General features: G+C 46.6%; 26 protein-coding genes. 4 read left to right on the top strand and 22 right to left on the bottom strand.

What is annotated here, in order from left to right; all coding sequences use genetic code 11:
- Positions 1-18: 18 nt before the first annotated feature.
- From C1A07_RS04055 to C1A07_RS04115, 14 genes are all read right to left on the bottom strand, one after another.
- Entirely contained in the window at positions 19-993 is a 975-nt protein-coding gene (locus C1A07_RS04055) for a 3-hydroxyacyl-CoA dehydrogenase family protein (RefSeq protein WP_101875962.1), read from the bottom strand.
- A gap of 22 nt (positions 994-1,015) precedes the next feature.
- Positions 1,016-2,578, bottom strand: a complete 1,563-nt coding sequence (locus tag C1A07_RS04060; protein WP_101875963.1) for a 4-hydroxyphenylacetate 3-hydroxylase family protein — start codon at positions 2,576-2,578, stop codon at positions 1,016-1,018.
- 18 nt (positions 2,579-2,596) lie between these two features.
- Positions 2,597-2,890, bottom strand: coding sequence for a NifU family protein (locus tag C1A07_RS04065; protein WP_101875964.1), 294 nt, complete (start codon positions 2,888-2,890; stop codon positions 2,597-2,599).
- Positions 2,891-2,917: 27 nt separating this feature from the next.
- Complete coding sequence (locus C1A07_RS04070; RefSeq protein WP_101878037.1) at positions 2,918-4,369, bottom strand: amino acid adenylation domain-containing protein; 1,452 nt, start codon at positions 4,367-4,369, stop codon at positions 2,918-2,920.
- Between the two features lie 82 nt (positions 4,370-4,451).
- A complete protein-coding gene (locus C1A07_RS04075) occupies positions 4,452-5,744 on the bottom strand; it encodes a CoA transferase (RefSeq protein WP_101875965.1) in 1,293 nt (430 codons plus the stop codon).
- Between the two features lie 65 nt (positions 5,745-5,809).
- The gene (locus C1A07_RS04080) at positions 5,810-6,643 is read right to left on the bottom strand and encodes an SDR family NAD(P)-dependent oxidoreductase (RefSeq protein ID WP_101875966.1); all 834 of its coding nucleotides are present in this window, start codon (positions 6,641-6,643) and stop codon (positions 5,810-5,812) included.
- Positions 6,644-6,728: 85 nt separating this feature from the next.
- Positions 6,729-7,907 carry an electron transfer flavoprotein subunit alpha gene (locus C1A07_RS04085; protein ID WP_101875967.1) on the bottom strand — a complete coding sequence of 393 codons (1,179 nt, stop codon included), beginning with the start codon at positions 7,905-7,907 and terminating at the stop codon, positions 6,729-6,731.
- Between the two features lie 11 nt (positions 7,908-7,918).
- Positions 7,919-8,713 (bottom strand): electron transfer flavoprotein subunit beta, encoded by a 795-nt coding sequence (etfB, locus tag C1A07_RS04090; RefSeq protein ID WP_101875968.1) that lies wholly within the window; start codon positions 8,711-8,713, stop codon positions 7,919-7,921.
- A 12-nt stretch (positions 8,714-8,725) separates the two neighbouring features.
- Positions 8,726-9,862 (bottom strand): acyl-CoA dehydrogenase family protein, encoded by a 1,137-nt coding sequence (locus C1A07_RS04095; protein ID WP_101875969.1) that lies wholly within the window; start codon positions 9,860-9,862, stop codon positions 8,726-8,728.
- Positions 9,855-11,882, bottom strand: coding sequence for an oxidoreductase (locus C1A07_RS04100; RefSeq protein ID WP_101875970.1), 2,028 nt, complete (start codon positions 11,880-11,882; stop codon positions 9,855-9,857). Before C1A07_RS04100 ends, C1A07_RS04095 begins: the two co-directional genes overlap by 8 nt.
- A 267-nt stretch (positions 11,883-12,149) precedes the next feature.
- Positions 12,150-13,550, bottom strand: a complete 1,401-nt coding sequence (locus C1A07_RS04105; RefSeq protein WP_101875971.1) for a sigma-54 interaction domain-containing protein — start codon at positions 13,548-13,550, stop codon at positions 12,150-12,152.
- A 33-nt stretch (positions 13,551-13,583) separates the two neighbouring features.
- Complete coding sequence (locus C1A07_RS04110) at positions 13,584-13,814, bottom strand: RNA polymerase factor sigma-54 (RefSeq protein ID WP_242972243.1); 231 nt, start codon at positions 13,812-13,814, stop codon at positions 13,584-13,586.
- Positions 13,795-14,163 (bottom strand): hypothetical protein, encoded by a 369-nt coding sequence (locus C1A07_RS16060; RefSeq protein ID WP_145996033.1) that lies wholly within the window; start codon positions 14,161-14,163, stop codon positions 13,795-13,797. The genes C1A07_RS04110 and C1A07_RS16060 overlap by 20 nt, the downstream gene beginning before the upstream one ends.
- Before the next feature lie 90 nt (positions 14,164-14,253).
- Positions 14,254-15,045, bottom strand: coding sequence for an SDR family NAD(P)-dependent oxidoreductase (locus C1A07_RS04115; protein ID WP_101875973.1), 792 nt, complete (start codon positions 15,043-15,045; stop codon positions 14,254-14,256).
- A gap of 383 nt (positions 15,046-15,428) precedes the next feature.
- Here C1A07_RS04115 and C1A07_RS04120 point away from each other — a divergent pair, with 383 nt between their 5' ends.
- From C1A07_RS04120 to C1A07_RS04130, 3 genes are all read left to right on the top strand, one after another.
- On the top strand, positions 15,429-15,947 hold the full coding sequence (locus C1A07_RS04120; RefSeq protein WP_101875974.1) for a DUF1097 domain-containing protein: 519 nt from the start codon (positions 15,429-15,431) through the stop codon (positions 15,945-15,947).
- A 113-nt stretch (positions 15,948-16,060) separates the two neighbouring features.
- Complete coding sequence (locus tag C1A07_RS04125; protein WP_101875975.1) at positions 16,061-17,044, top strand: phosphotriesterase family protein; 984 nt, start codon at positions 16,061-16,063, stop codon at positions 17,042-17,044.
- Positions 17,045-17,102: 58 nt separating this feature from the next.
- A complete protein-coding gene (locus C1A07_RS04130) occupies positions 17,103-18,365 on the top strand; it encodes an MFS transporter (RefSeq protein ID WP_101875976.1) in 1,263 nt (420 codons plus the stop codon).
- Positions 18,366-18,512: 147 nt separating this feature from the next.
- Here C1A07_RS04130 and C1A07_RS04135 read toward each other — a convergent pair whose 3' ends face one another.
- Together C1A07_RS04135 and C1A07_RS04140 are read right to left on the bottom strand one after the other, a co-directional pair.
- Positions 18,513-19,532, bottom strand: a complete 1,020-nt coding sequence (locus C1A07_RS04135; protein ID WP_101875977.1) for a glycosyltransferase family 2 protein — start codon at positions 19,530-19,532, stop codon at positions 18,513-18,515.
- 90 nt (positions 19,533-19,622) lie between these two features.
- On the bottom strand, positions 19,623-20,294 hold the full coding sequence (locus C1A07_RS04140; protein WP_101875978.1) for a CPBP family intramembrane glutamic endopeptidase: 672 nt from the start codon (positions 20,292-20,294) through the stop codon (positions 19,623-19,625).
- Between the two features lie 158 nt (positions 20,295-20,452).
- Here C1A07_RS04140 and arcC point away from each other — a divergent pair, with 158 nt between their 5' ends.
- The gene (arcC, locus tag C1A07_RS04145; RefSeq protein WP_101875979.1) at positions 20,453-21,388 is read left to right on the top strand and encodes a carbamate kinase; all 936 of its coding nucleotides are present in this window, start codon (positions 20,453-20,455) and stop codon (positions 21,386-21,388) included.
- Between the two features lie 61 nt (positions 21,389-21,449).
- On the opposite strand, the gene C1A07_RS04150 is transcribed toward arcC, so the two are convergent.
- From C1A07_RS04150 to C1A07_RS04170, 6 genes are all read right to left on the bottom strand, one after another.
- Complete coding sequence (locus C1A07_RS04150) at positions 21,450-22,547, bottom strand: iron-containing alcohol dehydrogenase family protein (protein ID WP_101875980.1); 1,098 nt, start codon at positions 22,545-22,547, stop codon at positions 21,450-21,452.
- Positions 22,548-22,630: 83 nt separating this feature from the next.
- On the bottom strand, positions 22,631-23,128 hold the full coding sequence (locus tag C1A07_RS04155; protein ID WP_101875981.1) for a phage holin family protein: 498 nt from the start codon (positions 23,126-23,128) through the stop codon (positions 22,631-22,633).
- A gap of 1 nt (position 23,129) precedes the next feature.
- Positions 23,130-23,279: a hypothetical protein gene (locus C1A07_RS16160; protein ID WP_180952175.1), complete on the bottom strand. Its 150-nt coding sequence runs from the start codon at positions 23,277-23,279 to the stop codon at positions 23,130-23,132.
- Between the two features lies 1 nt (position 23,280).
- A complete protein-coding gene (locus C1A07_RS04160; RefSeq protein ID WP_101875982.1) occupies positions 23,281-23,592 on the bottom strand; it encodes a hypothetical protein in 312 nt (103 codons plus the stop codon).
- A gap of 58 nt (positions 23,593-23,650) precedes the next feature.
- Positions 23,651-25,117, bottom strand: coding sequence for a fibronectin type III domain-containing protein (locus C1A07_RS04165; RefSeq protein ID WP_101875983.1), 1,467 nt, complete (start codon positions 25,115-25,117; stop codon positions 23,651-23,653).
- 2 nt (positions 25,118-25,119) lie between these two features.
- A complete protein-coding gene (locus tag C1A07_RS04170; RefSeq protein ID WP_101875984.1) occupies positions 25,120-25,527 on the bottom strand; it encodes a hypothetical protein in 408 nt (135 codons plus the stop codon).
- Positions 25,528-25,534 lie beyond the last annotated feature (7 nt).

Genomic DNA, 25,534 nt, shown 5'->3' on the forward strand with positions numbered 1-25,534 from the left:
GTTCCTCCATTCTAACAATTATTCTTGTTCATCCTCTTTTGCAAATCCCTCTAACACCTTGTACATGGTAAGGATTCTTTTATTTCTCTTTCTGATAAACGCGTCTATGTCAGCAGGGTATTTGCCCAGTCCGCCTTCCCCTGCTCTCACGCCTGTCTTGCCTTCTGCAATAAGACGGTCAACGTATGGAATGTTATTTCCTCCGCTGCACAAAGTCGGAATAACGTCTGCCGCCACAGTTGCTGGTATATTAAGCCCTACGAAATCCCACAGTCCAAGAGGACCTTCAAATCCCCAGCGCAGCCCGTTTGTATTCTTCATAGCATTTTCCAAATCCTGGGGGGAAGCCCAGCCCTGCTCTACCATGTAATATAACTCCCGGCAGATTGCCGTCGCCATTCTGTTTACAATAAAGCCTGGCATAAATTTATTCAAAACTGCCGGTTCTTTCCCGCATTTTTCCAACAATGCACGGATGGTTTCCGCCGTCTCATCAGAAGTCTTAGGCCCTTTTACCACCTCCACCAGCTTCATCAAGTGGGGCGGATTAAACCAGTGTGTAATAATCATACGCTCCGGGCGCTTCATAAAATCATCTGTTAAGCTGAATATATCCATTCCGGAAGTATTGCTTGCGAAAATACAGTTCTCCTTGCAGTTGTTGGACAGCGTCTGGTACAGCTCTTTCTTCGCGTCCTTGTTTTCAAAGATAACTTCCACAACCAAGTCCATCTGTCCTGCCACTTCCGGAATCTGGCTGTTTAAAATCCCTGTAAGATTTTCCTTTACTGCGGCGCCGTATGCGTCGTCCGCAAGCCCTTCCTCCTTCATTTCTGCAATGTCGGAGTCGATCTTTTTCATTGCCTTGTCAACAAACTCCTGCTTCAAGTCCGCAACCGTCGTCTTATACCCGTTTGCCGCAAATACCTGCGCGATACCGCTTCCCATAAGCCCCGCGCCTACTACAAGAATATTTTGAATAGATTTACTCATATTTTCCTCCTTTCCCTCTCTACTAATTCTGTGTCTTTTTGAATCTGTCCAGCATTGCTCTTGGCGTCGCCGTCGCTCTCTCGTATCTTGGGCAGTCTACGCCGTCAAAGCCCGCCAAATATTTTGCAATTTTCTTCAACTCTTCCAAGTCGTAACGGCTCATCATAGTAATGGTTTCCATAAGCGGAGATCCGCCGCCGTGTACGCCTGCCACGCACTGCGCGCCCTCGAATGCGTCGCAGAGCTTATCCTCCATCATACGCATTACACGGTGTGTTTCCTCTGCTGTGTACGCCGGGTTGCGCATAATATATTTGTTGCAGAGTTCTGCGGTCTCCGGTGCAAAGAAGCTTTCCTCCGTAGGGAGGGACGCGCAGATTCCGCCAGTTAAGTCCGCCAGGATTTCATACTCGTGGTAAATATTGTGTCCTGCAAGCCTTCTGCCTGCATTTGTCAAAATCTCATCCGGCACCCAGGAGCCGTTGGGGAACCTTACAGCGCGGTACGCGCTGGCCTGCCCTGCCGCAAATACAAGCTCCGCCGTTCCTATAATGTCGCACAGTTTTTCTCTTACGTGGGACGCTCCTGCAATGTCGTTTACGTCCGCCACAAGCGCCGCCTGGGAAGCGATAATCTCGGAAACCGCAGTCTTACAGCCTGTGTAGGAATGTCTGTGGAAGTGTGCGAACATCAATGCCATATATCCTGCATACTGCACAACGTCCGGACCGTCGAATCCATTTAAGAAAATACGGTCCTCCGGCACGAATACGTCGTCGAAAATTGTCAGGGATTCGTTGTCGCCGTTGTGGTTGAAAGGCGCCTGCAAATGTTTTCTCTTGTGGTGCAGTCCCGGAAGCGCCATAAGCTTCAGGCCGTCCCAGTCAGCAGGAAGGGCAAAGCTGATTGCATAGCCTTCATCCCCCCGTCCCATGAACTTCGTCGGCGTTGCAATGATTTCATCCACGTAAGGCGCACAGGAGTTACAGATTTTCGCTCCGCGTACAATCACGCCTTTACACGGCTTTCCGTCAATTCCCATACCGTCAACGTCCGTCTTGATTACGTGCAGGAACATATCCGGATCCGGCTGTTCGTGCGCTCTTTTATATTTCGCGTTCCGGCTTCCCTTTACGTCTGTCTGGGCGCAGTTGCAAATCAAATCGTGCTTCTGGCAGTACTCCAGATATTTGTTGAACCTTTCATGGTATTTTGTTCCAAGCGCCTTGTCGCAGTCATAGGATACAACCGCAATTGCATTTAAGGCGTCTGTTCCCATACATCTCTGCATACAGCCTCCCACGTGGTGACATACCAGACGGGTCATAAGCTGTTTTTTCAGCAAATCGTCCTGGGACTGATGGATGTGGGTACAGCGGTTAATAGTCTCCCCGGTCAAATGAGAGGTTGCAGTACAGACGTCTGCGTACTCTGGGTCATTTGCCATGTCATAGCACTGTTTCATTACCCAGAAACCTGCCTCGTTCCACGGTCCCATTCTGTCCACGCATTTGCCGTCAAGGTAAATGTTTGGCTTCATCTTCTCCATTCTCTTTATATATCCTTCATATGTTCCAACTCCCATAGTTTTTCTCCTCCTTGTTTAATATCTTCCGGAAGTAAACAGCTTGCTGGCCATTTCATAAACTTCCGGGCTTACGTCGTCTGTTACAGTTACTTTTTCTATAAAAGGAAATACGGCGTGCACCTTCTTTAAAATAACACCGTTTACGGTTTCATTCATGGAGAGGCACCCTCTGCACTCCCCGGTCAGACGGATTATCAGCGTACTGCCCTCTACGTCAACGACCTCCGCACCGCCCCCGTGTTCGCTCAGGTACTGGTTAATATCCGCGTCAAAAAAATCTGTCAGCTTCTCGTATAATTCCTCTGTCATTTAAATTTCCTCCTGCCTGATTCCACTCTAGTACAGCTTCTCCAATAGCTTGTGGTCGTTTAGCTCTTTTGGCGGAACCAACGCATTTCTGTCAATCTTATTGTTCATGTTCCGAGGCAGGCTTTCCATGCGGATAAAACATGTGGGTATCATGTAGTAAGGCAAAATTGCTTTCAGTTCCTCTTTTAGCTTTTTTACATCAATGTCCACATCTGCCGCAAAATACCCGCACAGGATATTTACTCCGCCCTCGTCCGTAAATGCCCTGACTGCCGCCTCCTTAATTTCCGGGCAACGCAGAACCGCCGATTCCACAGCGCCTCCCTCTACTCGAAACCCTCGTATTTTATACATATTATCCAGCCGGCTTATGTAGTTTAGGTTTCCCTCTTTGTCCTGACGCACAATATCCCTGGTTTTGAATACTCTCTCGTATCCTGGTTCCTGGGAGAAAGGATTGGGTATATACTGCTTCTCTGTAAGGTCCGGTCTTTTTAAGTACCCTCTGCTCACCTGCGGTCCTGCAAGCCACAGCTCGCCTTCCTGACCCGGCTCCACCTGATTTCCCGCCTCGTCCACAATATACCCTTTCAGGTTCTCATTTAACGTGCCTATTGGGTAAGAACCCCGGGCGTCTACGATTTCATAGCAGGCGGTGAGTGCACAAAGTTCCGACGCTGCATACACGTTGTAAATGCGGTAGCTTTGCCTACGAAGCCCGTGCACCGCCTCGCTTCCTACAAGAAGCGTCCTAAGGGCCAGCTTTGACGAATCGTACTCCATTAATTTCCTTGCCATGTGGGGAGGAAGGAACGTAACCGTTATCTTTTCCTTTTCCAGAAATTCGGTTATCAGTCCTATATTCCTCCGTCTCCACTCTGGAATCAGCACCACGCTTCCGCCAATGGACAATGTGGCAAAAATATCATACATTGCCGCCACAAAGCCGAAGTTTGCGAACACGCAGTTTCTATCCTCCTTACAAAATCCCAGCCTCTTATAATTTTCAAAAGACGCACAGAGGTTGCGATGCTCAATCATTACGCCCTTCGGCCTGGACGTGGTCCCCGACGTATAGATTAGAAGCGCCAGCTTCTCCGGTCTGGAATCGTCACGGCTCTCCTGAACGCGCTTCCAGTCCAGCCCGTCCATCCACCCTCTCGTAATCACCAGATTATATCCGCAATCCTCTTTTAGCTTCTCGTTTCTCGTCTCCGGGTAGCTGTCATCTAAAAATACAAAACACGCCCCTGTTTTCCACACCCCAATCATTGCGATAATGGACGCTACAGTTCTCCCAGTCTGTATGGCAATCGTATTTCCGTTCCTTATCCCAAGCCCGCGCAGATATTCTGCCAGAAAATTGCTGTACTCTTCTAATTCCTGGTAAGTCACAGAGCGCTCACCGTCTGAAACCGCCAGTTTCTCTGCATAATCTATCGCCGTTTCTCTGAATATCTGACAAAAAGTATGTTTCATAAATGTCCATTCCTTTATATTGCTCTTTCCCTTGTTTCCTTCCGACCTGGATTTTCTGTGAAATGCTTCCACCTTTAATGTGTCAGTCAATAATTCCTCTGCCCTTGAAGGCGTCTATCTCCTCTTGGGAGTAGCCCAGCAGTTTCTTCATAACCGCCTCTGTATCCTGTCCAAGTCTGGGAGCGCCACGCCAAACCTTGCCCGGCGTTTCAGACATCTTCGGCGCAAATCCAAAGGCTGTAACTTCCTTTCCAAGGGTCTGGTCCTCATAAGTAACCCAGTCGCCTCTGTCTTTCCAGTGTTCCTCGTTCATAACGTCTTCACAGTTCTTGATGACAGCCGCTCCGATTCTATTGTCAATGAGAATGTCGATTGCCTCTTTTGAATCGTGCTCCATAAAGTAATCTGCGAACTTCTGATCCAGCTCTTTTCCAAGGTCGCTCTGTAACGCTTCCTCGCTTCCGCCGGCCGCTTCATAGCTGTATTTCTCCAAATCAAAGCCAAAGCCTTTCATAACCTTCTCGTAAGCGCCTTTACCGTATGCTCCCAGGTTAATGTATTTTCCGTCCTTTGTGGGGAAAATACCTGCCGGCTGGTAGGTCGCCTGTTTGATTCCCTGTCTCTGCTTCTGGATTCCCGCCTGGCTCCACAGTGTGTAGTTGTCATCCATAACTCTCATGTAGCTCTCGCAGAGGGTAGAATCAATAATCTGGCCTTTCCCTGTCTTTTCCACTACGCGCAGCGCCATCAAAATACCGTTTACCGCAAACAGTCCGGACAGATAATCGCCGATATACTGCTGTGCATAGTACGGCGGTTTATCCGGGAAGCCCTGAAGCAGGCACCACCCTGATTCTGCCTGTGCCAGCGGGTCGTAACATGCACGGTTTAAGTATCTCTCCTCACCGCCGAATTTCGGTGTGCCAAATCCGCTTACATGGCAGATAATTAACCTTGGATTTACTTCCATCAGCATTTCGTCTGTGATTCCCAGCTTCTCAATCCAAACCATATTTTCAATCCAGACGTCGCACTCCTTAATCAAGGATAAGAAAATCTCCTTGGATTCCGGCACTTTATTAAAATTTGTCTCCAGAGTAAAACTTAATTTGTTTCTCGCATTCTGCATCCATGAACCACTGATGTGCTTTTCCCCTTCCGTAATCTGGGGTTTCTGTGCTCTTGCCGTGTCGCCGCCTATCTTTGGGCGCTCCAGCGCAATAACTTCCGCTCCGAAGTCGCTTAACATTGTCGCAGCAAACGGCGCCGCCACAACCGAACCATTTAACAGCACGCGTATTCCGCTCAAAGGTCCCTGAATATCTTCCGCAATCGCAGGAGCTGTCTTTCTCTCCAGCTTTTCCCATCTTTCCATATTATATCTCCTTTTTCTCAGATTTGTTACGAATTTAACAAATTTAGGTAAAAATGAACCCTGCTTTAACATTCCGCAGGTTCATTCATAATCATTCTGCCTACCGTACCTCCTGTCACTTCGATTACCGCTCCATTTACATAAGAAGAAAGGTCTGTCGCAAGAAACTCGATTACATTTGCACAGTCTTCCGGTGTGCCAAAGCGCTTCATCGCCACGTTTCTAAGGAAGGTACCCTCGCCCGCTTTCTTGTAGTTCTCCAGCAAACGTCCTGTTGCGATAAATCCAGGGGCGATGCAGTTGGCGGTCACATTATAACGTCCGCACTCCTGGGCCAACACCATGGTATACTGCTTAATCGCCGCTTTCGCTGAAGCGTAATGCGCGTAGCTTCCGTCGCTGTTTGCGATAAGTCCGCCTACGGAAATAACGTTGATGATTCTTCCGAATCCCCTTTCCTTCATGCCTGGTGCAACTGCGTTGCAGGCATATACGGTTGCGTAGAAGTTTCTCTCAATTACGCCGTAGAACTGCTCCCAGTTCAGAGAGGAAGCCTTGTTGCCGTCCGGTGCTCCAAGTCCGCCGCCTGCGTTGTTTACTACAATGTCGATTGGTCCCAATTCTTTTTCCAGTTTTGCAAACGCCTCGAATACCTGCTCTCTCTTCGTACAGTCTGCCTCTGCCCCTGCGGAGCGCACGCCCAGCGCACGGCACTCGTCCATTGTCGTATCCGCAGTCAACAGTTTCTCCTCGCCCTCAAACTGCTTGTAGGATTTCAAATCAATGTCGATTACGCCCACATCTGCGCCAAGTTCGGCCAGCCGAAGGGCATAAGCCCTTCCAAGCCCCCGTGCTGCACCAGTTACAACTGCTACCTTTCCTTCTAATGTTTTTGCCATGTTTTGCTCCTTTCCGCGGTGATCCACCGCCCTTTAAACTTTAACGAACCTTGTCCCTCTGTATTAAAATTTTACTCAAGCAAATTTATTCCCAGACTTCCATAATCTCCGGGATTACCTTATACAAATCCCCAACAATTCCGTAATCCGCAACCTGGAATATAGGCGCCATTGGGTTTTTGTTGATAGCAATAATAATATCTGAAGTCTGCATACCTGCCAAGTGCTGAATCGCCCCGGAAATGCCGCATGCAATATAGATTTTCGGTTTTACCGTCGTTCCGGTCTGCCCTACCTGGTGGGAGTGGTCAATCCAGCCGGAATCTACCGCCGCACGGGAAGCGCCGACTACTCCTCCCACGTGGTCCGCAAACTTCTGAATCAGCTTGAATCCGCTGGCTTCTCCAAGCCCTGCTCCGCCTGATACGATAATCTCCGCATCTGTTAAGGAAACCATATCCCTTGCCGTCTTTACGATTTCCAAAATTTTCGTGCGGATGTCGGATTCCTGCAGGTTCAAGGACACTGGTTTTACTTCCCCTGTTCGTCCCTCCTGCACCGGCAGCTTATCCATAACGCCCGGTCTTACTGTCGACATCTGCGGTCTATGTCCCGGACACTTGATTGTCGCCATCAGATTTCCGCCGAACGCTGGTCTGGTCTGCAAAATTCCCTTTGTCTCCGGATCAATGTCAAGCTGTGTACAGTCTGCCGTCAGTCCGGTTCCCACCCTCTTTGCAATTCTCGGCGCCAGGTCCCGTCCGATATGGGTTGCGCCAAAGAGTACAATCTCCGGCTTAAACTCGTGAATCGCGTCTGTGATTACCTTGGTGTATCCGTCCGCCGTGTAGCGGTACAACAACGGGCTCTCCGCCGTATACACAATGTCTGCCCCCGCCTCGAAAAGCTCTTTTGTCATATCTCCAAGCCCTTCTCCAAGCAGGATCGCACATAATTTTACATCTCCAATATCATTTGCCAGGCCGCGCCCTTTGCCCAGGAGTTCCTTTACAACCGGGGTAATCACGCCGTCTCTCTGCTCCGCAAATACCCACACATCTTTGTATGCCGACAAATCTGCGCCTGCTCCCTGTTCCTCCTTTGAAATCGCGTGGAAAGGACATTTCTCTATACATGCTCCGCAGGCCGTACATTTCTCTGTAATGACTGCCTTTTTCTCTTTCATCTCAATCGCGTCAAAGGGACAGCTTTTTACACACAGCGTACATCCTTTACATTTTTCTGCATTTACTCTTACCGCCATAACGATTCCTCCTACAAGATATGTTTCTTTTTCAGTTCTTCTATTAACTTCTCCGCCTCCTGTTTCGGCGTTCCCTCAATCATAATTCCCTTGCCCTTCGGGTCCGGCGTGAAGGAACGGAACACCTTTGTCGGGGAAGCGTCCAGCCCGATTTCGTCCGGTTTTACCGGAATGTCGTTTTCATTCCACACCTGAATTCTGTCCGGATTTCCATAGGCGTCATAGATTCCCTTCACGGTCATGTACCGCGGAGTATTCAATTCTTTAATAGCAGTAAGCAGACATGGGGTTGGAATCTCTATGATTTCATATCCGTCCTCAAGCTGTCTTTTTACAACGACTTTTCCTTCCTCGCATTTGATGATTTCCTCTACATATGTAACCTGCGGGATTCCCAATTTCTCCGCAATCTGTGGGCCTACCTGAGCGGTATCGCCGTCAATTGCCTGCCGTCCGGCAAAAATAATGTCGTACTCGCCAATCTTTTCAATAGCCGCCGCAATTGTATTAGAGGTCGCCCATGTGTCCGCGCCTCCGAAAGCACGGCTGGAAAGCAGTACCGCGTTGTCCGCGCCCTTTGCCATACACTCAATAAGCACCTCAGAAGCCTGCGGAGGCCCCATAGAAATGGCGGTGACTTTTGTTCCCTCGTACTTGTCTTTCAACTGAAGGGCCGCCTCCAATGCGTTGTCGTCATCAGGATTTAAAATACTTTCCACGCCGTCACGAATCAGCGTTTTCTTTACCGGGTCAATCTTTACTTCATTTGTATTTGGCACTTGTTTTACACAAACTAATATTCTCATTGTATACCTCCGCTATTTTAGTAAATTTCCAGATATTACAAGCTTCTGAATCTCCGAAGTCCCTTCGTAAATGGACACGAGCCTTGCAGCCCTGGACATACGCTCAATTGGATAGTCCTGCATATAGCCGTAGCCTCCATGAATCTGGAGAGCCTTGTACGCAACGGAGTTACAGACTTCTCCGGCTTTGTATTTTGCCATTGCCGCCTGCATTGTCACCTTCTCGTGTTTATCCAGCTTATCTGCCGCCGTATATACAAGCTGTCTGGTACACTCTACTTCCGTCGCCATATCTGCCAGCTTAAACGCCACGTCCTGTAATTTGCAAATCGGCCTGCCGAACTGCACACGCTCTTTGGAGTACGCGATTGCAAGGTCCAGACAGCCTGCCGCGATTCCAAGTCCCTGGGAGGCAACAGTCACGCGTCCTGCGTCCAGTATGCTCATAGCGATTTTAAAGCCCTTCTTCTCCTCGCCCAGCAGATTCTCTTTCGGCACCTTCACATTGTTGAAAATCAAGTCCGAAGTCACGGAAGCGTGCATACCCATCTTTTCCTCCGTCTTACCTCTGGAGAATCCTTCCCAGCCTGCCTCTACGATAAAAGCGGAGATTCCTCTCGTGCCCTTTTCATTCAAGTCTGACTTTGCAAATACAACCGCATGGTCGCAAATCGGTCCCATTGTGATGAAACATTTTCTACCGTTTAATATGTAACAGCCCTGCTCCTCGTCCCACAGACAGGTGGTCTGGGTCGCGCCGGAATCGGAGCCGGCGCCTGGCTCTGTCAGCGCGAACGCGCCAATCTTTTCTCCCAGAACCATTGGCTTTAAGTATTTCTGCTTTTGCTCCTCTGTTCCAAAGTAGAGATACGGCGCTCCGGATAATGAATTGCTCATAAGCAGAGAGGAGGCAGCCGCGTCTACCTTGCAAAATTCTTCTACTACAATAGCAAGTGATTTGTAGTCTCCGCCGGCTCCGCCATATTCTACGGGGATGGTGATTCCGCCGAACCCGTATTTGGCCGCTTTTTGCATTAATCCCTCCGGATAGCCGTTATTTTTCTCTGCCTCGTCGGCAATGGGCTTGATTTCCTTCTCCGCAAATTCTTTTGCCAGTTTTCTTAACATTTCATGCTTTTTTTCAAACATCTCTATCCTCCTTCTGATTTATGGCAGTTTGAAAAGCGCTTTTAACTGCTTCTGATATTCTGCCTGTTTTTCCGGCATCTCCTATCCATAAGATACGGCCTTTTAGTGCCTCTGGTATTTCCTTATGAAAAACAGGATTTGGTTTTTCTCCTCCGGTGATTACAACCATATCTGCCGGGATGAAGATTTCCTCTCCCTTTTCTTTACAGACAACCCGGTTTTTCTCCACCCGGAGCACTTCCGTTTCCGTCTTTACGTCAATGCCGGATTCTTTTATTTCTTTTAGCATTATCCAGCGCGTCGTCATCCCGAAGCCCTCTCCCGGCTTTTTCCCTTTTGTTATAAGAGTAATTTCAGGCTTTTCGCGCCTCATAATGTTATCAACACATTCTGTATATGCAGGTGCATATTTCCCGATAAATCTCCTTTCTTCCTCCCTGTACCTCCTACTGGCATATGTAAGCCCAAGCTGCGCCGCCTGATAGCCGGCTCCTATTATAACCATATGTTTATCTGAACAGGCTTTCTCCTGGAAGAAATCCTGGATACTAAGCACCCTGGCATCTGGTGCAACAGGATATTCCCGTTTTATTTCTCTTTCATAAAGACTGCCTGACGCAACCACAACTTTGTCAAACTTCCCGCTCTCCAACAGCTCTAAAAGCTCCCGCGGGTCTGCATTTTTTTGAAACACAAAGCGGACGCCCCGCTTATTGCACATATAAAATAAATATTCTAAATACGACTGCGTATCCTCCCGGTTCGGCATTTGACCAATAAGCCTTGCCATTCCCCCGTATGTGTTTTCCCTCTCCCACACGGTTACCCGGTTCGTCTTCGCCGACTCTGACGCAAATGCAAGCCCTGCAGGGCCTGCCCCGGCTACGAGAATCTGCTGGTTTTCCGCCCCTGTGTGCAGCTTTTCATCTTCTCTGCCCACCAGCGGATTCACCACGCACCCAAGCCTGCCTCCCCGGAAAATCCGTTCCAGACACTCCTGATTACAACCAAGACAGGGGCGGATTTCTGCTTTTCTTCCGGTTTTATATTTCTCTACAACGGCAGGGTCTGCAATAAACCCCCGAAGCATACCCGCCATGTCAATGGTTCCCGCCTCAATCGCATTTACGGCTGTATCCATATCCAGACGGTTACACCCAACCACCGGGACGCTGACCACATCTTTTATCAGCTTTGCGAGAAACAAATATGCGCCGTGGGGAACGTGGTAGGTAATCTGCGGAACCTGGGATTCGTGCCACCCGCCGGTAACATCCAAAGCGTCCACCCACCTTTCAATCCGCTTTGCCGTCTCCACCGTGTCTTTTGCAGTATTTCCCCCCGGAATAAAATCTGCTCCCGACAGCCTCACCATAACCGGATAGTCTGCCCCGGCGGAATTTTTTATCTGCTGTAAGATTTCTTCTAAGAAACGCGTCCGGTTTTCCAGACTTCCGCCGTATTCGTCCGTCCTCTTATTGACCGCTTTGGAGAGGAACTCGGAAATCAAGTAGCCCGCGCTTGCAATTACTTCCACGCCGTCGAACCCGGCTTCTTTCGCCCTAAGCGCGCCGTCCTTAAAATATTCCTCAATCTGGCGGATTTCCTCCACAGTAAGCTCCTTTGTCCGGGCTCTTGTGAAACCACACTCGTACTCTGAGGCGGACACAGGCTGTAACATGCCGTGTTCCTCTGGTTTGGCATAAGCGCCTGCGTGCATAAGCTGGAGAAATATTTTACTTCCGTGCCTGTGAACGTCGTCCGCAAGCCTTTTTAGACCCGGTATGAACCGGTCCTGACAGACCTGCATCATTCCCTGACGGTTCATTCTAACAGGGTCTACCCCGGCGGCGCCTGCAACAATAAGCCCTGCTCCTCCCTTTGCCCGTTCCCTGTAAAATGCAACGGTCTCGTCAGAGACATGCCCGTCCGTGCACCAGCCTAAATTTCCGGCTGTCATCACAAAACGGTATTTCAATTCACATGCCCCTATCCGGCAGGGGGTAAATGCCTTTTTCATAGTCTAAAATCCTCCACCTTATCTCCTGCTTATATATTACGCAATCTACATGCCAAGTTTTTAACAATCCAGAAAACCTTTTTTCTCCTCGTATTTTCCCTTATTTTCACGTCACATATATGTCCGGTTATTCGGATTTGACATATTATGTGTTCGTTTTCCGTACAAAAAAAGCTGTCATGCTGAAAATGTATTCAATCCGCATGACAGCTTTTTTCATTCTTTTTTACATTTATTCCAGTGGGCAGCGACCCAGGCGGATATGCTTTACTTCTCTGCATCCGCCATATCGACTTCTATATTGTATTTCTTCACCTTCTCATAAAAAGAACTTCTGGAAATGCCCAGCGCCTTAATTGCCTTTGACTTGTTGGAATATTTTTTCAGCGCCTCCTGAATCAAATCCTTCTCAAGCACTGCAGTCATTTCTTTTAAATCATAATTATTCGGCGCGTGGACAACCGTCTCCGCTTCCGTCCCCGCGTCCGGCCTCATGTACTGCGGAAATGACATGACGTCAATCATGTTGTCAATCCGCATAATACAGGCGTGTTCTAAAACATTTTGAAGCTCCCTCACATTGCCGGGCCAGTCGTACTCTTTTAGACAGAGCATGGCCCGTGGAGATACATTGACCCCCCCGCCCCCGAACTTCTGCACCAGATGGTAGACCAGCACGGGAATATCGTCTTTACGCTTGCAAAGCGGAGGAATCCGTATCTCGATTACGTTCAGACGGTAGTATAAATCCTGCCGGAACTTCCCTTTCCGGACAAGTTCCTCCAAGTCTTGATTCGTCGCGGCAATAATCCGCATATTCAGCGGATACGACCTGTTCCCGCCAATCCGCTCCACTTCCTTCTCCTGAATAACGCGCAGCAGCTTCACCTGCATGTTAATATCCATATCCCCGATTTCATCCAGGAAAATGGTGCCGTTCTGCGCCAACTCGAACTTTCCGGCCTTTCCCTCTTTTCGGGCGCCTGTAAACGCGCCGCCCTCATATCCGAACAGCTCGCTCTCCAGCAGGTTGTCGGGAATCGCCGCACAGTTCACCTTCACAAAGGGACCGTCCGCCTTCTGACTGTTGTGGTGAATCAGCGACGCCATAACCTCTTTCCCCGTACCGCTTTCGCCCCGAATCAGCACCGTCGCCTCCGACTGCGCCACCCTCATGGCAAGCTCCAGCACTTTCTTCATGTGGGGATTAACCGTGATAAATTCCTTCGACCACTTCTGGAGCATCGGATCTCCCAGACAATCCTCCAGATATTTGTTCATTTCCTTCGTCTTTTGCAGTTTAGAAACGAGACTTACGTACTTGCTCATATCGTTAAACACAGACACGCCTCCCACGATTTCCCCATTTACCCGCAACGGAAATGAAACCCCGACGGAATCAATATTCGCAGACTTTAGATACTCTACTGTGTGAACGAGGGTCTCGCCCTTTTCCATTGCCCTTATGGCGGTCGTGTTGCCTTCTATGTCCTGGAGCTTCTTCCCGATTATCTTCTCCCGCTTCCACTTAAACGTCCTCTCATAAGACTTATTGACGTACACAATATTCGTATCTCTGTCAATAATCATAACAATATCATCTATATTATCCATAATCTCAACAAACAATTCATTCTTCAGCAAATCGCTGCATTCAGCTGGAATCACGTTTTTTCTCTCCTATTTCCTGTAAAATTTGCTTCACGTCAGTGTACAAGGAATAACATGCCCCGCACATTGACAATATCTTTCCCTCCGGTCCACGCTGCTCTTAATCCATAGCTCGTCTCTGTATTTTGCCACTGCCCGTCTGGAAATGCGAATCCCTCTGTCTTTTAACAATTCCGTCAGTTTTGAATTGCTGTATGGTTTCTTCTTATCCTCCTGTTCTACAAGGGCGCGGATAACATCCTTAATCTGCTCTGCGGACATTGCCCTGCCCTGCGGCAATATTCTGTTTCCTTCTGCCGTCCTCATCCCACGACTCGATAATATCTCTTCCAGTATACAGATAATCATGTGGTACATACTCTGCTTCTTCTTTTGTCTGTAATCCGAGCGCCTCCTGGCTGGGAATTTTTTCAAACAGCGGGGTGCTGATGTACTCGTTCTGTAAAAATTCCTCCAGCTCCACTACATCCATTGCCAGAATTTCAAGGAACTGAATCTTTACTTTAATTATTTTAACACCAAACCGCCGTTTTTTCAATTCATGGAGGGCAAAAGTGTGCAAAAAAAAGAAAGGACCGCCGCAAAATGTAAACAAACTGTTAAAATTCATTTTGCGGACAGCCCTTCCTGCTTTTTCAATTATACAATTGTAATGGTTTATAAAAACAATATATTTTTAAGGTATTATAAGAATTTTACTTTATACGTTTCCGCCCAAGGTCGCGCCCATGTCTGCTACAATAAATTCCCCGTCAATCATGTTACAGCAGTCAGAAGCCAGGAACAGTGTAAGGTTTGCAATCTCCTCTACAGTTCCAAATCTTCTAAGCGGAATATTCTTCAACTGCTTTTCGCCAAACGGCGTTCCTACAAGCGATTCTCTGTTCAGCTCTGTGATAACATATCCCGGACAGATAGCATTTACGGTGATTCCGTACCTGGCCAGCTCCCACGCCAAAGATTTCGTCAAGTTGATTGCGCCTGCTTTAGAAGCCCCGTAAGAAGCCACTCCGTTATTTCCCTTGATTCCGCCAATGGAGCACATATTAATAATTTTTCCGCCATTCCCCTGCTTAATCATTTGTTTTGCCGCAATCTGGGAGCCAAAGTACACGCTCTTTAAGTTGGAGTCCAAAACCGTGTTATATTCTTTTTCGCTGGTGTCCAAAATTTTCTTTGTAATGGCAACGCCTGCGTTATTCACCATAATATCAACAGAGCCAAACATCTCCGCCGTCTTGTCTACTAAATTCTGAATCTGTTCAATATTCTGGACATCTGTGGCGATACCTGCCGCCTCTGCTCCCATCGCCTTTACTTCCTCCGCAACGCGGTCGCAGTCGTCCTGATGGCGGCTGGTAATCACAACTTTTGCCCCATGCGCCGCAAACTGCATAACAATACCATAACCCAGTCCCTTGGTTCCGCCTGTCACAATTGCAACCTTTCCCGCTAAATCAAATGTGGGCATTTTCATTTTTTCTGTATCCATTCTGATATTCCTCCTTACAATATTGAAATTAAATAAATTTTTAACTATCTAATTATTCAGCACATTATGTGCCAACTATTTTTTATATAATATATCCCTATTTCCTTCTAATTCTGTTTTAAATATGGACATTTTTTATAAATATGTTCGTTAAAAATACAACATTTTCATGCCTCTGAAAAATTTCTCCGTGTATTTTACATGCTCTGAACCCGTTTAATATCTTTTCGCAAAGTTGGTACATAGATTGCTTTATATTTTAATTATAAAACAATTGAATTCTGTCGGAATCTTAAAATTATTTATCTGCCAGCAGTCAACGCTCAAAAACGGTTTTAAGAAACTGTCAGCAATGCGAAAAAACAGGAAAGGAGTTGTACTTTATGTCTAAGAAAACCGTTATTTACTGGTCTATCTGGGTATCTCTGCTAAGCGCTTTGTTCAACTGGCTTGTAGGGCTTGTCCCAACTTACAAATATCTTGCAAACGGGGCGGGGGCTCCGTGGATTTTATTTGTATGTCTTGCCGTATTTTTTGCCGGGGGCTTCGGCAGTAAAGATATGGTGCCGGTAATATGCAGTATGATGGCAGGCGTGTTCTGGGGACAGGTTGACCTGCTTCTCATGCAGCTTCCGGGATTCGGCCAGCTGTCAGGATTTTTGGCCATTGTTGTCGGAACCGCAATCACAATGATTCTGCACATCCACTATCTCGGCAAAACCCCCTTCGGCGTCGTGCCGTTTATCTTCGCCGGAGTCTGTCTTACCTTTGCAACAGGCGCGCACTACACCGCAAATCCAATGGGAATCCTAGGGCTTGCTATCAACCTTGTCATGGGCGCAATCCTGTGCGGATTATGTGCTGTTGGCCAGGAATATTTAATAAAAAAATATCCGGCGTAAGCTCCGCCTAAAGCCACCAGGCGCAAAAGGATTTATGAAGAAACGAAAAAACTGATCACCGCGCAGCGGAATGTAATTCAAAATGAAAGGTTTAAGGAAAGGAAGGAAAAATTATGTCAAAGACAATCAACACTGTATTGGGGCCCATTGAGGCGAAGGACCTGGGAAGAACATTGATGCACGAGCACCTTATCTACGGATTCTGCGGTTTCCAGGGCGACAGCACCTTAGGGCCATTTGACGAACTTCTCTGCATGAAGGAAAACATGAAATGGATTAAGCCAATCACAGAGGAGCCGTACTGCTTCAAAACTATTGTAGACGCCACAAATAATGAATGTGGACGGGACCCCATGTTCCTCGCCAGAATGTCTATCGCCCTTGGAATCAATATCATCTGCTCCACAGGCTACTACTATGAAAATATGAGCGCCCACGGCTATTGGAAATTCCGCAGTGGTTCCCACGACATCTTGACGGAAATCTATCAGATGATGAAAACAGAAATGACCACAGGAATTGGCAGAACCGGCATCAAGGCAGGCGTTATGAAGATCGCCACCAGCGCCGGACAGATTACTCCGATTGAGGAAACGTTTTTAAAGGCAGCCGCAAGAGTAAATGCAGAGACCGGCGGCACGATTATCACGCACACAGAGCTTGGAACAATGGGACCGGAGCAGGCAAAAATTATGATTGAAAACGGCGCCGACCCGTCCAGTATTTCCATTGGCCATATGTGTGGAAGCACGGACATTGACTACCATGAAAGAGTATTACAGCAGGGTGTATTCGACTGCTTCGACCGCTTCGGCTTAGAGGGCGAACTCTTCCACACCCCTACCGACGAGGAGCGCTGTCAGACAATCGTCAAGCTTTTGGAAAAAGGATATGAGGACCAAATCCTTATGAGCCACGACAACGTTACCGTGGAACTTGGACGCTACGACGGAGATAAGAACCAGCTTCCTATCTTCAAACATGCAAATATCCAAAATATTCCTACAAGGGTTATTCCTATGATGAAGGACATGGGCGTGACAGACGCACAGCTGGAAAAAATCTTTGTCACAAACCCGGCGAAATGTTTGGGATAGAAGCCCTTTTCGCCGAAAATTTGTTACCATAGGTTAGACTTTATTGAGGAGGTACTACATGTCATCATCTTACGAATCTTTTGAAAAGAAAAAATTTACGTATTATATTGCAGCGGTCGTACTGGGATTTATCCTTGGACTCGGCTATACCTGGTCCGTTGTGCAGACGCCGTTCGTACAGGCATGCGGAGGCGAATCCAAAACTGCAGTCGTAGCCCTCTGCTACACCTTTACTGTTTTGGCTTCTACCATGTCTCCGACTATACTGGGCGGAATCACACGACATTTAAAGACAAACCATCTCGTACTTATCGGAAGTATCCTGTTTGGTGTCGGCTATTTGACCTGCGGGCACATTTCCACTCTGCCTATGCTGTTCCTGACATACGGCATCGGCACTGGAATCGGCTGTGGGCTTGTCTATCCCACCATGATGGGTTACTCCGCCAATCTGTTCCCGGATAAATCTGGCACTTACTCTGGTATTCTCGCCGGGGTGTACGGCGGCTCCGCAATGATTTGGTCCCCGATTCTTGCGCAGGTGATTGACAAGGGCGGACTGGGGCTGATGTCAAATATTATCGGTCCTTTCTGCCTGGTTGTAATGGTAATTTGTTCACTTATCATCAAACCGTTTCCGGAAGGATATGTTTCTTATAAGAAATCCCAGTCCAGTACAAAAGCAACCACAGAAAAGAAAAAATCCTCACCTGCCCAGGCAAAAGACTACACCCGCGGAGAAATGGTAAAGACGCCTATGTTTTATATCGCGGCAGTAACCTTTTCCTTCGGTCTGACCTCCGGCATGTTTGTTATCAGCCAGGCGTCGCAGATACTCCAAAGCGGTTTCGCTATGACTGCAGTAAGCGCTTCCATGTTCGTATCCCTCAATTCCTTCGCAAGCCTTTGCGGACGAATCTTCTGGGGCACAGTTACCGACCACACGAACAAATATGTGACCCTGTGTATCATCCCGGCGCTTTCCGTTGTGGGAATGGGCGTTTTGGCGCTCTCCCCGTCTAAAGCCGTAACCATTCTCTGTATGGCGCTTGTATCCTTCGGATACGGCGGATTTGGCGGAACCATTACCCCAATCACTGCAGATTTATTTGGAAACAAACATATCACCGAGAACTACGGCGTTATGTACTTGATGTTCGGTATCGCCGGACTGCTTGGACCGAGAATCGCAATCGCCTTCAGCCACGACGGGAATTATTCCACAGCCTTTTTAATCGGCTGTCTAATCGCACTGGTATCCGTAATCGCCGCATTTGTCGTGCGCGCCAGAGTGACAAAGAGCCTCGCACAAAATGCGTAGGAAAAAATAGTGAAAATATTCAGACTGTAGGCAAATACGGTGTTAGAGTACAAACTCCGGCACCGTATTTCTTTTAGAACTCCCTGTCTGCAAAAAATCAAGGCTCCTAACAACTGCCAGAAGCCTTGACTTTACATACCTTTCTTCTTAATTAAACCCAAAGAATTTCTGCGTAATTTTATAACCTGCAATAGACACCTGACGGCCGCCCTTTCCCGGCAGATTTGTGCCTTGTCCTAAAAATCCCCAACGAAGGCGCAGATATAAGGGAACATTCTGCTGTTTTACATACTGCCACAGTTCCTTTTTCTTTGCCAGATTCTCTTCTGTCCCTGATTTAATAGCCAGTATAGAGGACACCGTCATCATAATTTCCAAGTACTTTATCATATATTTGCGCAGTTTTCTGTTTGTAATCTTCATCACATCATAATATCCCAGCATCAGCTTTGTCACTAAAATCTGCTGGTCGATTCTGCCTATCATAACCTGCTCATTTACAGATTGATCCTCACGTCCAATAAAGTACCGGTAAAAGTTTACATCTAAATAATACAAGGTTTTAACATGAGGAAGAGGCTGATATACAAAAATATTATCCACATAAAATGTATGCTTAGGCAGCTCCAGGCCGCAGTCTTTTAAAAGCTGAGTCCTGTATATTACAGAATGCATAAGAATATACTGCCCAGTCATAAAAATTTTTACTCCGTCCCAGGTAATCAGCTCATTTTTAGGAAGAGCTGTGTGGTATTTCATAACTTTTTTGCGCTTTGCCCCCTGTTTTTCATAGACAAAATTGCTGATCAGCATGTCCAGAGTCTGCTGTCCGTATACAAAGGTTCTAAGTGTATCTAAAACCTGCATGTACGCTTCTTCATTTACCCAGTCGTCGCTGTCTACTACCTTAAAATAAATCCCTGTGGCGCTTCTCAAGCCTGCGTTTACAGCCTCCCCATGGCCGCCGTTCTCCTGGTGGATCGCCTTACAGATTCCAGGATATTTCTTTGCATATTCATCTGCAATTTCAGCTGTATGGTCCTTTGTAGAACCGTCGTCTACAATCAGAATCTCCACTTCCTCTCCGCCTGGCAGAAGGCTTTCAATACAATGTCTCATGTAAGCCTCTGAGTTATAGCAGGGAATTGCAACAGATAATAATTTCATTCTCTTCCTCCTGTCTCCTATCCTGAATTTTCTTCATATTATTTCCAGATTGTTCTCCAGTTATCCGTCCCGACTGCTGCGCTTCTTCTTTTATCTAAAGACTGTCAGCAAAAATGCGGCAGTGTTGGCTCCGCTGTGAATCAAAACCGGCGCTTTTAAGCCGCCTTTCTTTTCTGCCGCGTATGCCAAAAGTATTCCTAAGTATCCGGCGTACAGCCCCTGAAGAAAATTGCCGTGATAAAGGGCAAATATAAGGGCTGATAAAAACACTGATATGGGAACATTTAAAATTGTTTTCAGTCTGCCAAAAATCATGCCGCGAAATATTACTTCTTCTGCTGCAGGAGCGGCTATACAAACTCCTATTGCCTGAAGAACCAGACTTCCGGCAAAAATATGCTCTTCTGCCGCCTTATATCCATCCTGCAGATTCTGAGGAAACGGAATACCCCCTATCATATAGCTTCCTATAATCCCTGCTGCCGCCCCTGCTGCAAACAAATACACACAGGAGGCAGCTGTCACAGAACTGGTATTCTGCAAAAGAATCTGTTTTCCTGCCGCCGTTTTGCACACTATAGCAGCGGAAGTCACTGTAATTAAAAGGCTTCCGTTTTCTAAAATCCACTCCTCTGCCCTTAGATTCCAGGCTCCTAAAAGCTCTCCTGCCGCCATCCACAAAAAACCGGAAACAGCAGATATAATTGAAATCCAGAGAACCGGTCCCGCCAAAATCCAGATAATCTGCAGAAATCGCTTCATTTTTTCACCTCGTCAAGTTTTCTGCACACCGCCAAGTGTTCACAGTATATCACAGATCCATTTCTAATTCCAAGTATTTCTTGCAATTTTTACCTGAGACTAATATAATAAATTTAATTTGATGAATTTAAAAATTTACAGGAGAAGAGGTATGTAAAATGGCAAAAAAAAGACTTGTAATGGCCCTTGGCCACGATGCTCTTGGAACTAATCTTCCAGAACAAAAGGCAGCGGTAGCAAAAACTGCCAAACTTATTGCGGATTTTATACAAAACGGATGGCAGGTAGCTGTAGTTCACAGCAACGCCCCTCAGCTGGGAATGATTCACACAGCAATGAATGAATTCGGAATACAGCACGAAGGCTATACCCCAGCGCCTATGTCTGTCTGTTCTGCTATGAGTCAGGGCTACATTGGCTATGACCTTCAAAACGGAATCAGAGCAGAGTTAATTAAGCGGGGAATTTATAAACCTGTTTCTACCATCCTCACTCAGGTAACTGTAGATCCTTATGACGAGGCTTCCTATACTCCTGTTAAAAAAATCGGCAGAGTTATGACTGCCGCAGAGGCCGCAGAGGAAGAGGCAAAAGGCAATTATGTAGCAGAAGTACCAGGAAAAGGTTTCTGCCGTATGGTAGCCGCTCCAAGACCTGTGGCTATAGTGGAAATTGACGCAATTAAAGCTCTTTTGGACAATGATCAGCTGGTAATCGCCTGCGGAGGCGGCGGTATTCCTGTAATGGAGCAGGGTTCTAACTTAAAGGGCGCCAGCGCCGTGATTGAAAAGGACTTAGCCGCGGCTTTACTGGCAAAAGAAGTAGATGCAGATGTGCTGATGATTCTTACAAATGTAGATCATGTTTCCCTGAATTATGGAAAATCAAACGAAGCCCCCATTTCATCTATGACGGTTTCTCAGGCTCATACATACAAAAAGGATGGACAGTTTGGAGTTGGCACTATGCAGCCTAAGATTTGTGCATCCATTGATTTTATTGAAGCTGGAAAAGGCCGATCAGCCATTATTACTACTCAGGCCATGGCAAGAGAGGCTTTGGAGGGCAAAGCCGGCACTATTATTACAGAATAATAAAAAGCCGACCTAGAATGATTTCTTTTTCATTCCGGATCGGCTTTTTTATGTCTGAACTCTATATATTTTTATATACAGCGGCAACATCCTCTGCCGTCATTTCAAACTGTCCGTTTGTAATATTCTTAGCTTTCATAGCAATGCCTGTGTAGGTCTGAATCTCCTCTTCTGTTAAAGACTCAGGCCACTGCAGCAGCGATTTCATCTGCTGTTTTACTCCATCAGAATCCTTAACCCCCATTGCTCTAAAAATTCTGGCCGCTTTTTCCGGCATCCTTTCCTCTGCAAGCTTTAAAAACTCTCCTAAAAGAATTCCATTGGCATATCCGTGATCAAAATTCTTAAAGTATGTAAGCTCGTACCCCATAGAGTGCACTGCTGTTGTGCCGGTGTGAGCAATTACCATTCCTCCCAGCATGGAACCGTAAAGCAGTTTTTCTCTTGTCTCTATGGAAATCTCCTTTTCTCCTCCAATTTCTGCAAAGCAGCTGCAGATTTCCCGGATGCTTTCTTCTGCCAAAACATCAGAAATCTTTGTTGATTTTTTAGAGATCATTCCTTCTACAGAGTGTGATAAAGCGTCTACTGCTGTGTGGATTGTTGTTTTTCTGCCTAAATCTTTCATATAAACAGCATCCATAAAAGCGACTGTGGGAAAAATCAAAGGTGTGGAAATACTGGTTTTTGTCTGCAGCCTGTCATTTGTAAGGACAGCTGCTTTTGTTACCTCTGAACCAGTTCCTGCCGTAGTAGGAATCATCACCATTGGAGGCAGACAGTCTTTATAATTGCCTGAAAATAATTCCTCTTCAGGTATATCCTGACTAAATAATAATGCAATCGCCTTTGCAGCGTCCATGGGGGAGCCTCCGCCGATTCCCACTACAAAGTCAGCCTTGCACTCTTTCATTCTCGCCGTGCCCTGATAAACTACCTCTATAGTAGGGTTGCTCATAATCTGGTCAAATATTTCATATTCTATATTTGCTTCTTCTAAAGCCTTCAGCACATCATTTTGGGAACCGTTTTTCTTGGCGGAACCCTGGCCTGTTACAATAAAAGCCTTTTTCCCCATTCTTTTCCACACCTCTGGATGGGCTTTTACACACCCCTTTCCCTGATATACTTCTGTAGGCATAAAAAATGAAAAATTCATTTGAGCTTCCTCCTTTAATCCTTGTATACTAATGTCCAAAGCCATTTTATCACGGCCGCAGGTCATACTCAAGTATTTTACTATCAGCGTGCAGATGATTTCCGGGTCTTTTTAAAAATTTCAGGTGTTCCCATCTTTGCCCCGGACTGAATCAGCTTATCTGTCACTGCCAAGCCTAAAATAAGAAATTCAGGAACATTGCAGCCGCATTCCACTAGATTTTCCAGAATACTCCTAATTTCATTGACTAAAAGAGAGGCTAAAGTAAACCATCCAAACAGTGTAAGAAATCCCAGATCCATGTGAAGCAGGTCATTCCCCAGCTGAATAAACATTTGAGGAATTAAAAAAGCTACCAGAATAATAATCCAGTAGCCTATTTTCTTCACAATTCCTTTAACGCCTGCTTTGCTGCTTTCTCTGTTTAATTTTCTGGCTTTATACCACCCAGTCATCCAATCTAATATATTACACAGCAGATAACCGGCAAATATGTACCAGTAAATTCCCAAAACAGCGCTTAATATTAATATTATTGTTCCTACGGCAGCATTGTAGCTGTCAATAAAATCTGCCGCCATATTAGTTCCCTCCTATTAAAGCCAGGATTTCATCTTTTTCATTATCTGTCAGCTTTTTGTAATCCTGAATTGCTGTTTTAGGATCTTCCCCCTGATTTTTCCTGATATTTAAGGCTCTAATTAGAATTATCTTTTCAATTTTGCTCAGCATCTTATACACCTCCAATCATTGCAGCCATTGCCAGGGTCAGATCATCAGTTTCTCCTCGCAAAATCTGAACTTCTTCTGCTGCTGTGGGCACATAGACAACCTCTGTCTCATTTCCCTCTTCATCTATATGCCAGAACCTGCCGCTGTGATACTTATCACCTATGCTACACGGATACTGGAGACAATCTACTGCAAATGCCTGGTCCCCGTAAGTTACTCTGGAAATGTAATTTGCCATTTCATAATTGTCGCAAACCATAATGTTCTGAACTGTGTCATCACATATTTCTGCATATACCTGATGTACGATCATATTTTTTCTCCTTTTCTATTGTTATGAGTGTTACTATTTTTATAATACAAAATAAATTCTAATATCCCCAGCGGACGATGACAATGCCAGAGCCTCCGGCTCCGCCTCCAGTATAGCCAGATGTGACGCCACTGCCTCCTCCACCGCCTCCTCCGGTGTTTGCACCCGCATTATTTCCCCAGTCATTCATATCCGCACCTTTTCCACCTCCGCCTGAGCCTCCGGCTCCTCCTGTTTGAACAGACGCATCATTTCTATATGCGGCGCCTCCACCTCCTCCTCCGGCATACAATGCACCAGAGCTTTCTCCGAATGCTCTGGTGGTAGTTCCTTGACCGATATTGTTTCCCCGGCTTCCACCATCAGAGGCTCCTGCTTGGGCATTTGTTTCTTCGACTGAGTTAGCGCCCCAGCCGCCCCCTGAACCGCCTCGCCAATAGGCATTATCCAGTATGGAGGTATCATTTTGTGGATCTCCGCCAGCCGCCTCCACTAATGTCCCGAACGAAGACTTCCCAGGAGAATTAATTTGGTAATTTCCCTTGTTGTCAGTAAACTTAACGCTTCCACCTACGCCAACTGTAACGGTATATTTTCCTCCTGCAGTAACAGATATCGCTTTCTTTGTAGTGGTATAGCCTCCGCAGCCGCCTCTTCCTCCCCTGTTTTTGCTGCCCACCCAGCCAACATGTCCAGCACCGCCTCCGCCGACACAGAACACATCAATCTTTGTCACTCCTGCCGGCACTGTAAAGGTTCCCGAAGATTTAAATGTCTGAGTTCCTCTTGCCGTTGTAGTGACAGTGGCGTCTTTAGTTCCAGAATACAGATCCCCTGCCGAGCATGTAGCATATACCCAGATACGGAAATAATATTTTGTTCCCTGGGTCAGTCCTGAGATTGTAACTGTGGATGAAGCGTTTAAACTGCTGTTTGTTCCCGTTCCTTTATATCCCTGTGTTCCATCCGTCACACTGGTTGGGTAGCTGCCTGTTTTATATCGGATGATCACCCCACTATACGGTCCATTGGCTGGCCATTTCCATGTCGCTGTGACCCTATTATATGCGGTGGCAGCTACGCTAAAAGACACGACTGAGCCGACTGTCATAGTTCCTGTTCGTTTTGTCCCGTCTTTCCAATATGTTTTTCCTTTATATACATATTTGTCTTCTGCTGTAGCTCCCCCTGTCTGACTGGCCAAGGTGTTGGCTGTAACCTTCCCGGCACCGTTATGGTACCCGGCCGGAATAGTATAACTTCCGCCGGCATTTAAAGCAGCGGTTTTTGCTCCCTGGTTTACCATAGTTCCTGTTCGTTTTGTTTTAGGGTTTGTATTATAATACGTTAAGCCGGCTAACACCTGGGAATCTGAAGCATTTCCTGTAAATTCTAATGTCCCTGCTGCCGGCTCATCGGAACTTTTTACCCCTGCTATTTTACCTTTTAATACATCACCTGGCTCTGCAGTCAGATCATCTGGAGACAGGCCTCCGCCTCCTCCTGCATTTGTATATACCGCCATGTTTATCCCTCCCTTAAATTTAAAATCCTGATTTCATCTACTTTCAAATCTACTGCAGGCGCTTTTTTAGCTGCCAGAACAAGACGGCCTGCCTCTGTTTTTCCTCTGATATTTGCCTTTTGAGCAGCTGGAATAGAATCAAAATTATATCCCATATAGACTGTGCTGGATTCTGTGATTTGATCGTCCTCAATGATAAAGGTCAGGTTATTCCACCCGGCTGCAGGTATTGTAAGGTTTGTAAGAAGTTTTCCTTTCACCTGCTCTACAGCTGCTTTGTTGTACAATGTGTTATTGTATAGCTGCTCAATTTCTACAGCCATGTCGCCGCCCTCCGCCACTGTGCTGCTGTCCCATTTTTCTATTTCCGTTGTAAATACCGGCGGATTCTTACCAGTACAATATGCCATATTCCAT

This window comes from Lachnoclostridium edouardi (assembly GCF_900240245.1).
Taxonomy (GTDB): Bacteria; Bacillota; Clostridia; order Lachnospirales; family Lachnospiraceae; genus Lachnoclostridium_A; species Lachnoclostridium_A edouardi.

Coding starts and splice junctions, on each gene's coding strand:
- C1A07_RS04055 (WP_101875962.1), bottom strand. CDS start 993: ATGAGTAAATCTATTCAAAATATTCTTGTAGTAGGCGCGGGGCTTATG.
- C1A07_RS04060 (WP_101875963.1), bottom strand. CDS start 2,578: ATGGGAGTTGGAACATATGAAGGATATATAAAGAGAATGGAGAAGATG.
- C1A07_RS04065 (WP_101875964.1), bottom strand. CDS start 2,890: ATGACAGAGGAATTATACGAGAAGCTGACAGATTTTTTTGACGCGGAT.
- C1A07_RS04070 (WP_101878037.1), bottom strand. CDS start 4,369: ATGAAACATACTTTTTGTCAGATATTCAGAGAAACGGCGATAGATTAT.
- C1A07_RS04075 (WP_101875965.1), bottom strand. CDS start 5,744: ATGGAAAGATGGGAAAAGCTGGAGAGAAAGACAGCTCCTGCGATTGCG.
- C1A07_RS04080 (WP_101875966.1), bottom strand. CDS start 6,643: ATGGCAAAAACATTAGAAGGAAAGGTAGCAGTTGTAACTGGTGCAGCA.
- C1A07_RS04085 (WP_101875967.1), bottom strand. CDS start 7,907: ATGGCGGTAAGAGTAAATGCAGAAAAATGTAAAGGATGTACGCTGTGT.
- etfB (WP_101875968.1), bottom strand. CDS start 8,713: ATGAGAATATTAGTTTGTGTAAAACAAGTGCCAAATACAAATGAAGTA.
- C1A07_RS04095 (WP_101875969.1), bottom strand. CDS start 9,862: ATGTTTGAAAAAAAGCATGAAATGTTAAGAAAACTGGCAAAAGAATTT.
- C1A07_RS04100 (WP_101875970.1), bottom strand. CDS start 11,882: ATGAAAAAGGCATTTACCCCCTGCCGGATAGGGGCATGTGAATTGAAA.
- C1A07_RS04110 (WP_242972243.1), bottom strand. CDS start 13,814: ATGTCCGCAGAGCAGATTAAGGATGTTATCCGCGCCCTTGTAGAACAG.
- C1A07_RS16060 (WP_145996033.1), bottom strand. CDS start 14,163: ATGAATTTTAACAGTTTGTTTACATTTTGCGGCGGTCCTTTCTTTTTT.
- C1A07_RS04115 (WP_101875973.1), bottom strand. CDS start 15,045: ATGGATACAGAAAAAATGAAAATGCCCACATTTGATTTAGCGGGAAAG.
- C1A07_RS04120 (WP_101875974.1), top strand. CDS start 15,429: ATGTCTAAGAAAACCGTTATTTACTGGTCTATCTGGGTATCTCTGCTA.
- C1A07_RS04125 (WP_101875975.1), top strand. CDS start 16,061: ATGTCAAAGACAATCAACACTGTATTGGGGCCCATTGAGGCGAAGGAC.
- C1A07_RS04130 (WP_101875976.1), top strand. CDS start 17,103: ATGTCATCATCTTACGAATCTTTTGAAAAGAAAAAATTTACGTATTAT.
- C1A07_RS04135 (WP_101875977.1), bottom strand. CDS start 19,532: ATGAAATTATTATCTGTTGCAATTCCCTGCTATAACTCAGAGGCTTAC.
- C1A07_RS04140 (WP_101875978.1), bottom strand. CDS start 20,294: ATGAAGCGATTTCTGCAGATTATCTGGATTTTGGCGGGACCGGTTCTC.
- arcC (WP_101875979.1), top strand. CDS start 20,453: ATGGCAAAAAAAAGACTTGTAATGGCCCTTGGCCACGATGCTCTTGGA.
- C1A07_RS04150 (WP_101875980.1), bottom strand. CDS start 22,547: ATGAATTTTTCATTTTTTATGCCTACAGAAGTATATCAGGGAAAGGGG.
- C1A07_RS04155 (WP_101875981.1), bottom strand. CDS start 23,128: ATGGCGGCAGATTTTATTGACAGCTACAATGCTGCCGTAGGAACAATA.
- C1A07_RS16160 (WP_180952175.1), bottom strand. CDS start 23,279: ATGCTGAGCAAAATTGAAAAGATAATTCTAATTAGAGCCTTAAATATC.
- C1A07_RS04160 (WP_101875982.1), bottom strand. CDS start 23,592: ATGATCGTACATCAGGTATATGCAGAAATATGTGATGACACAGTTCAG.
- C1A07_RS04165 (WP_101875983.1), bottom strand. CDS start 25,117: ATGGCGGTATATACAAATGCAGGAGGAGGCGGAGGCCTGTCTCCAGAT.
- C1A07_RS04170 (WP_101875984.1), bottom strand. CDS start 25,527: ATGGCATATTGTACTGGTAAGAATCCGCCGGTATTTACAACGGAAATA.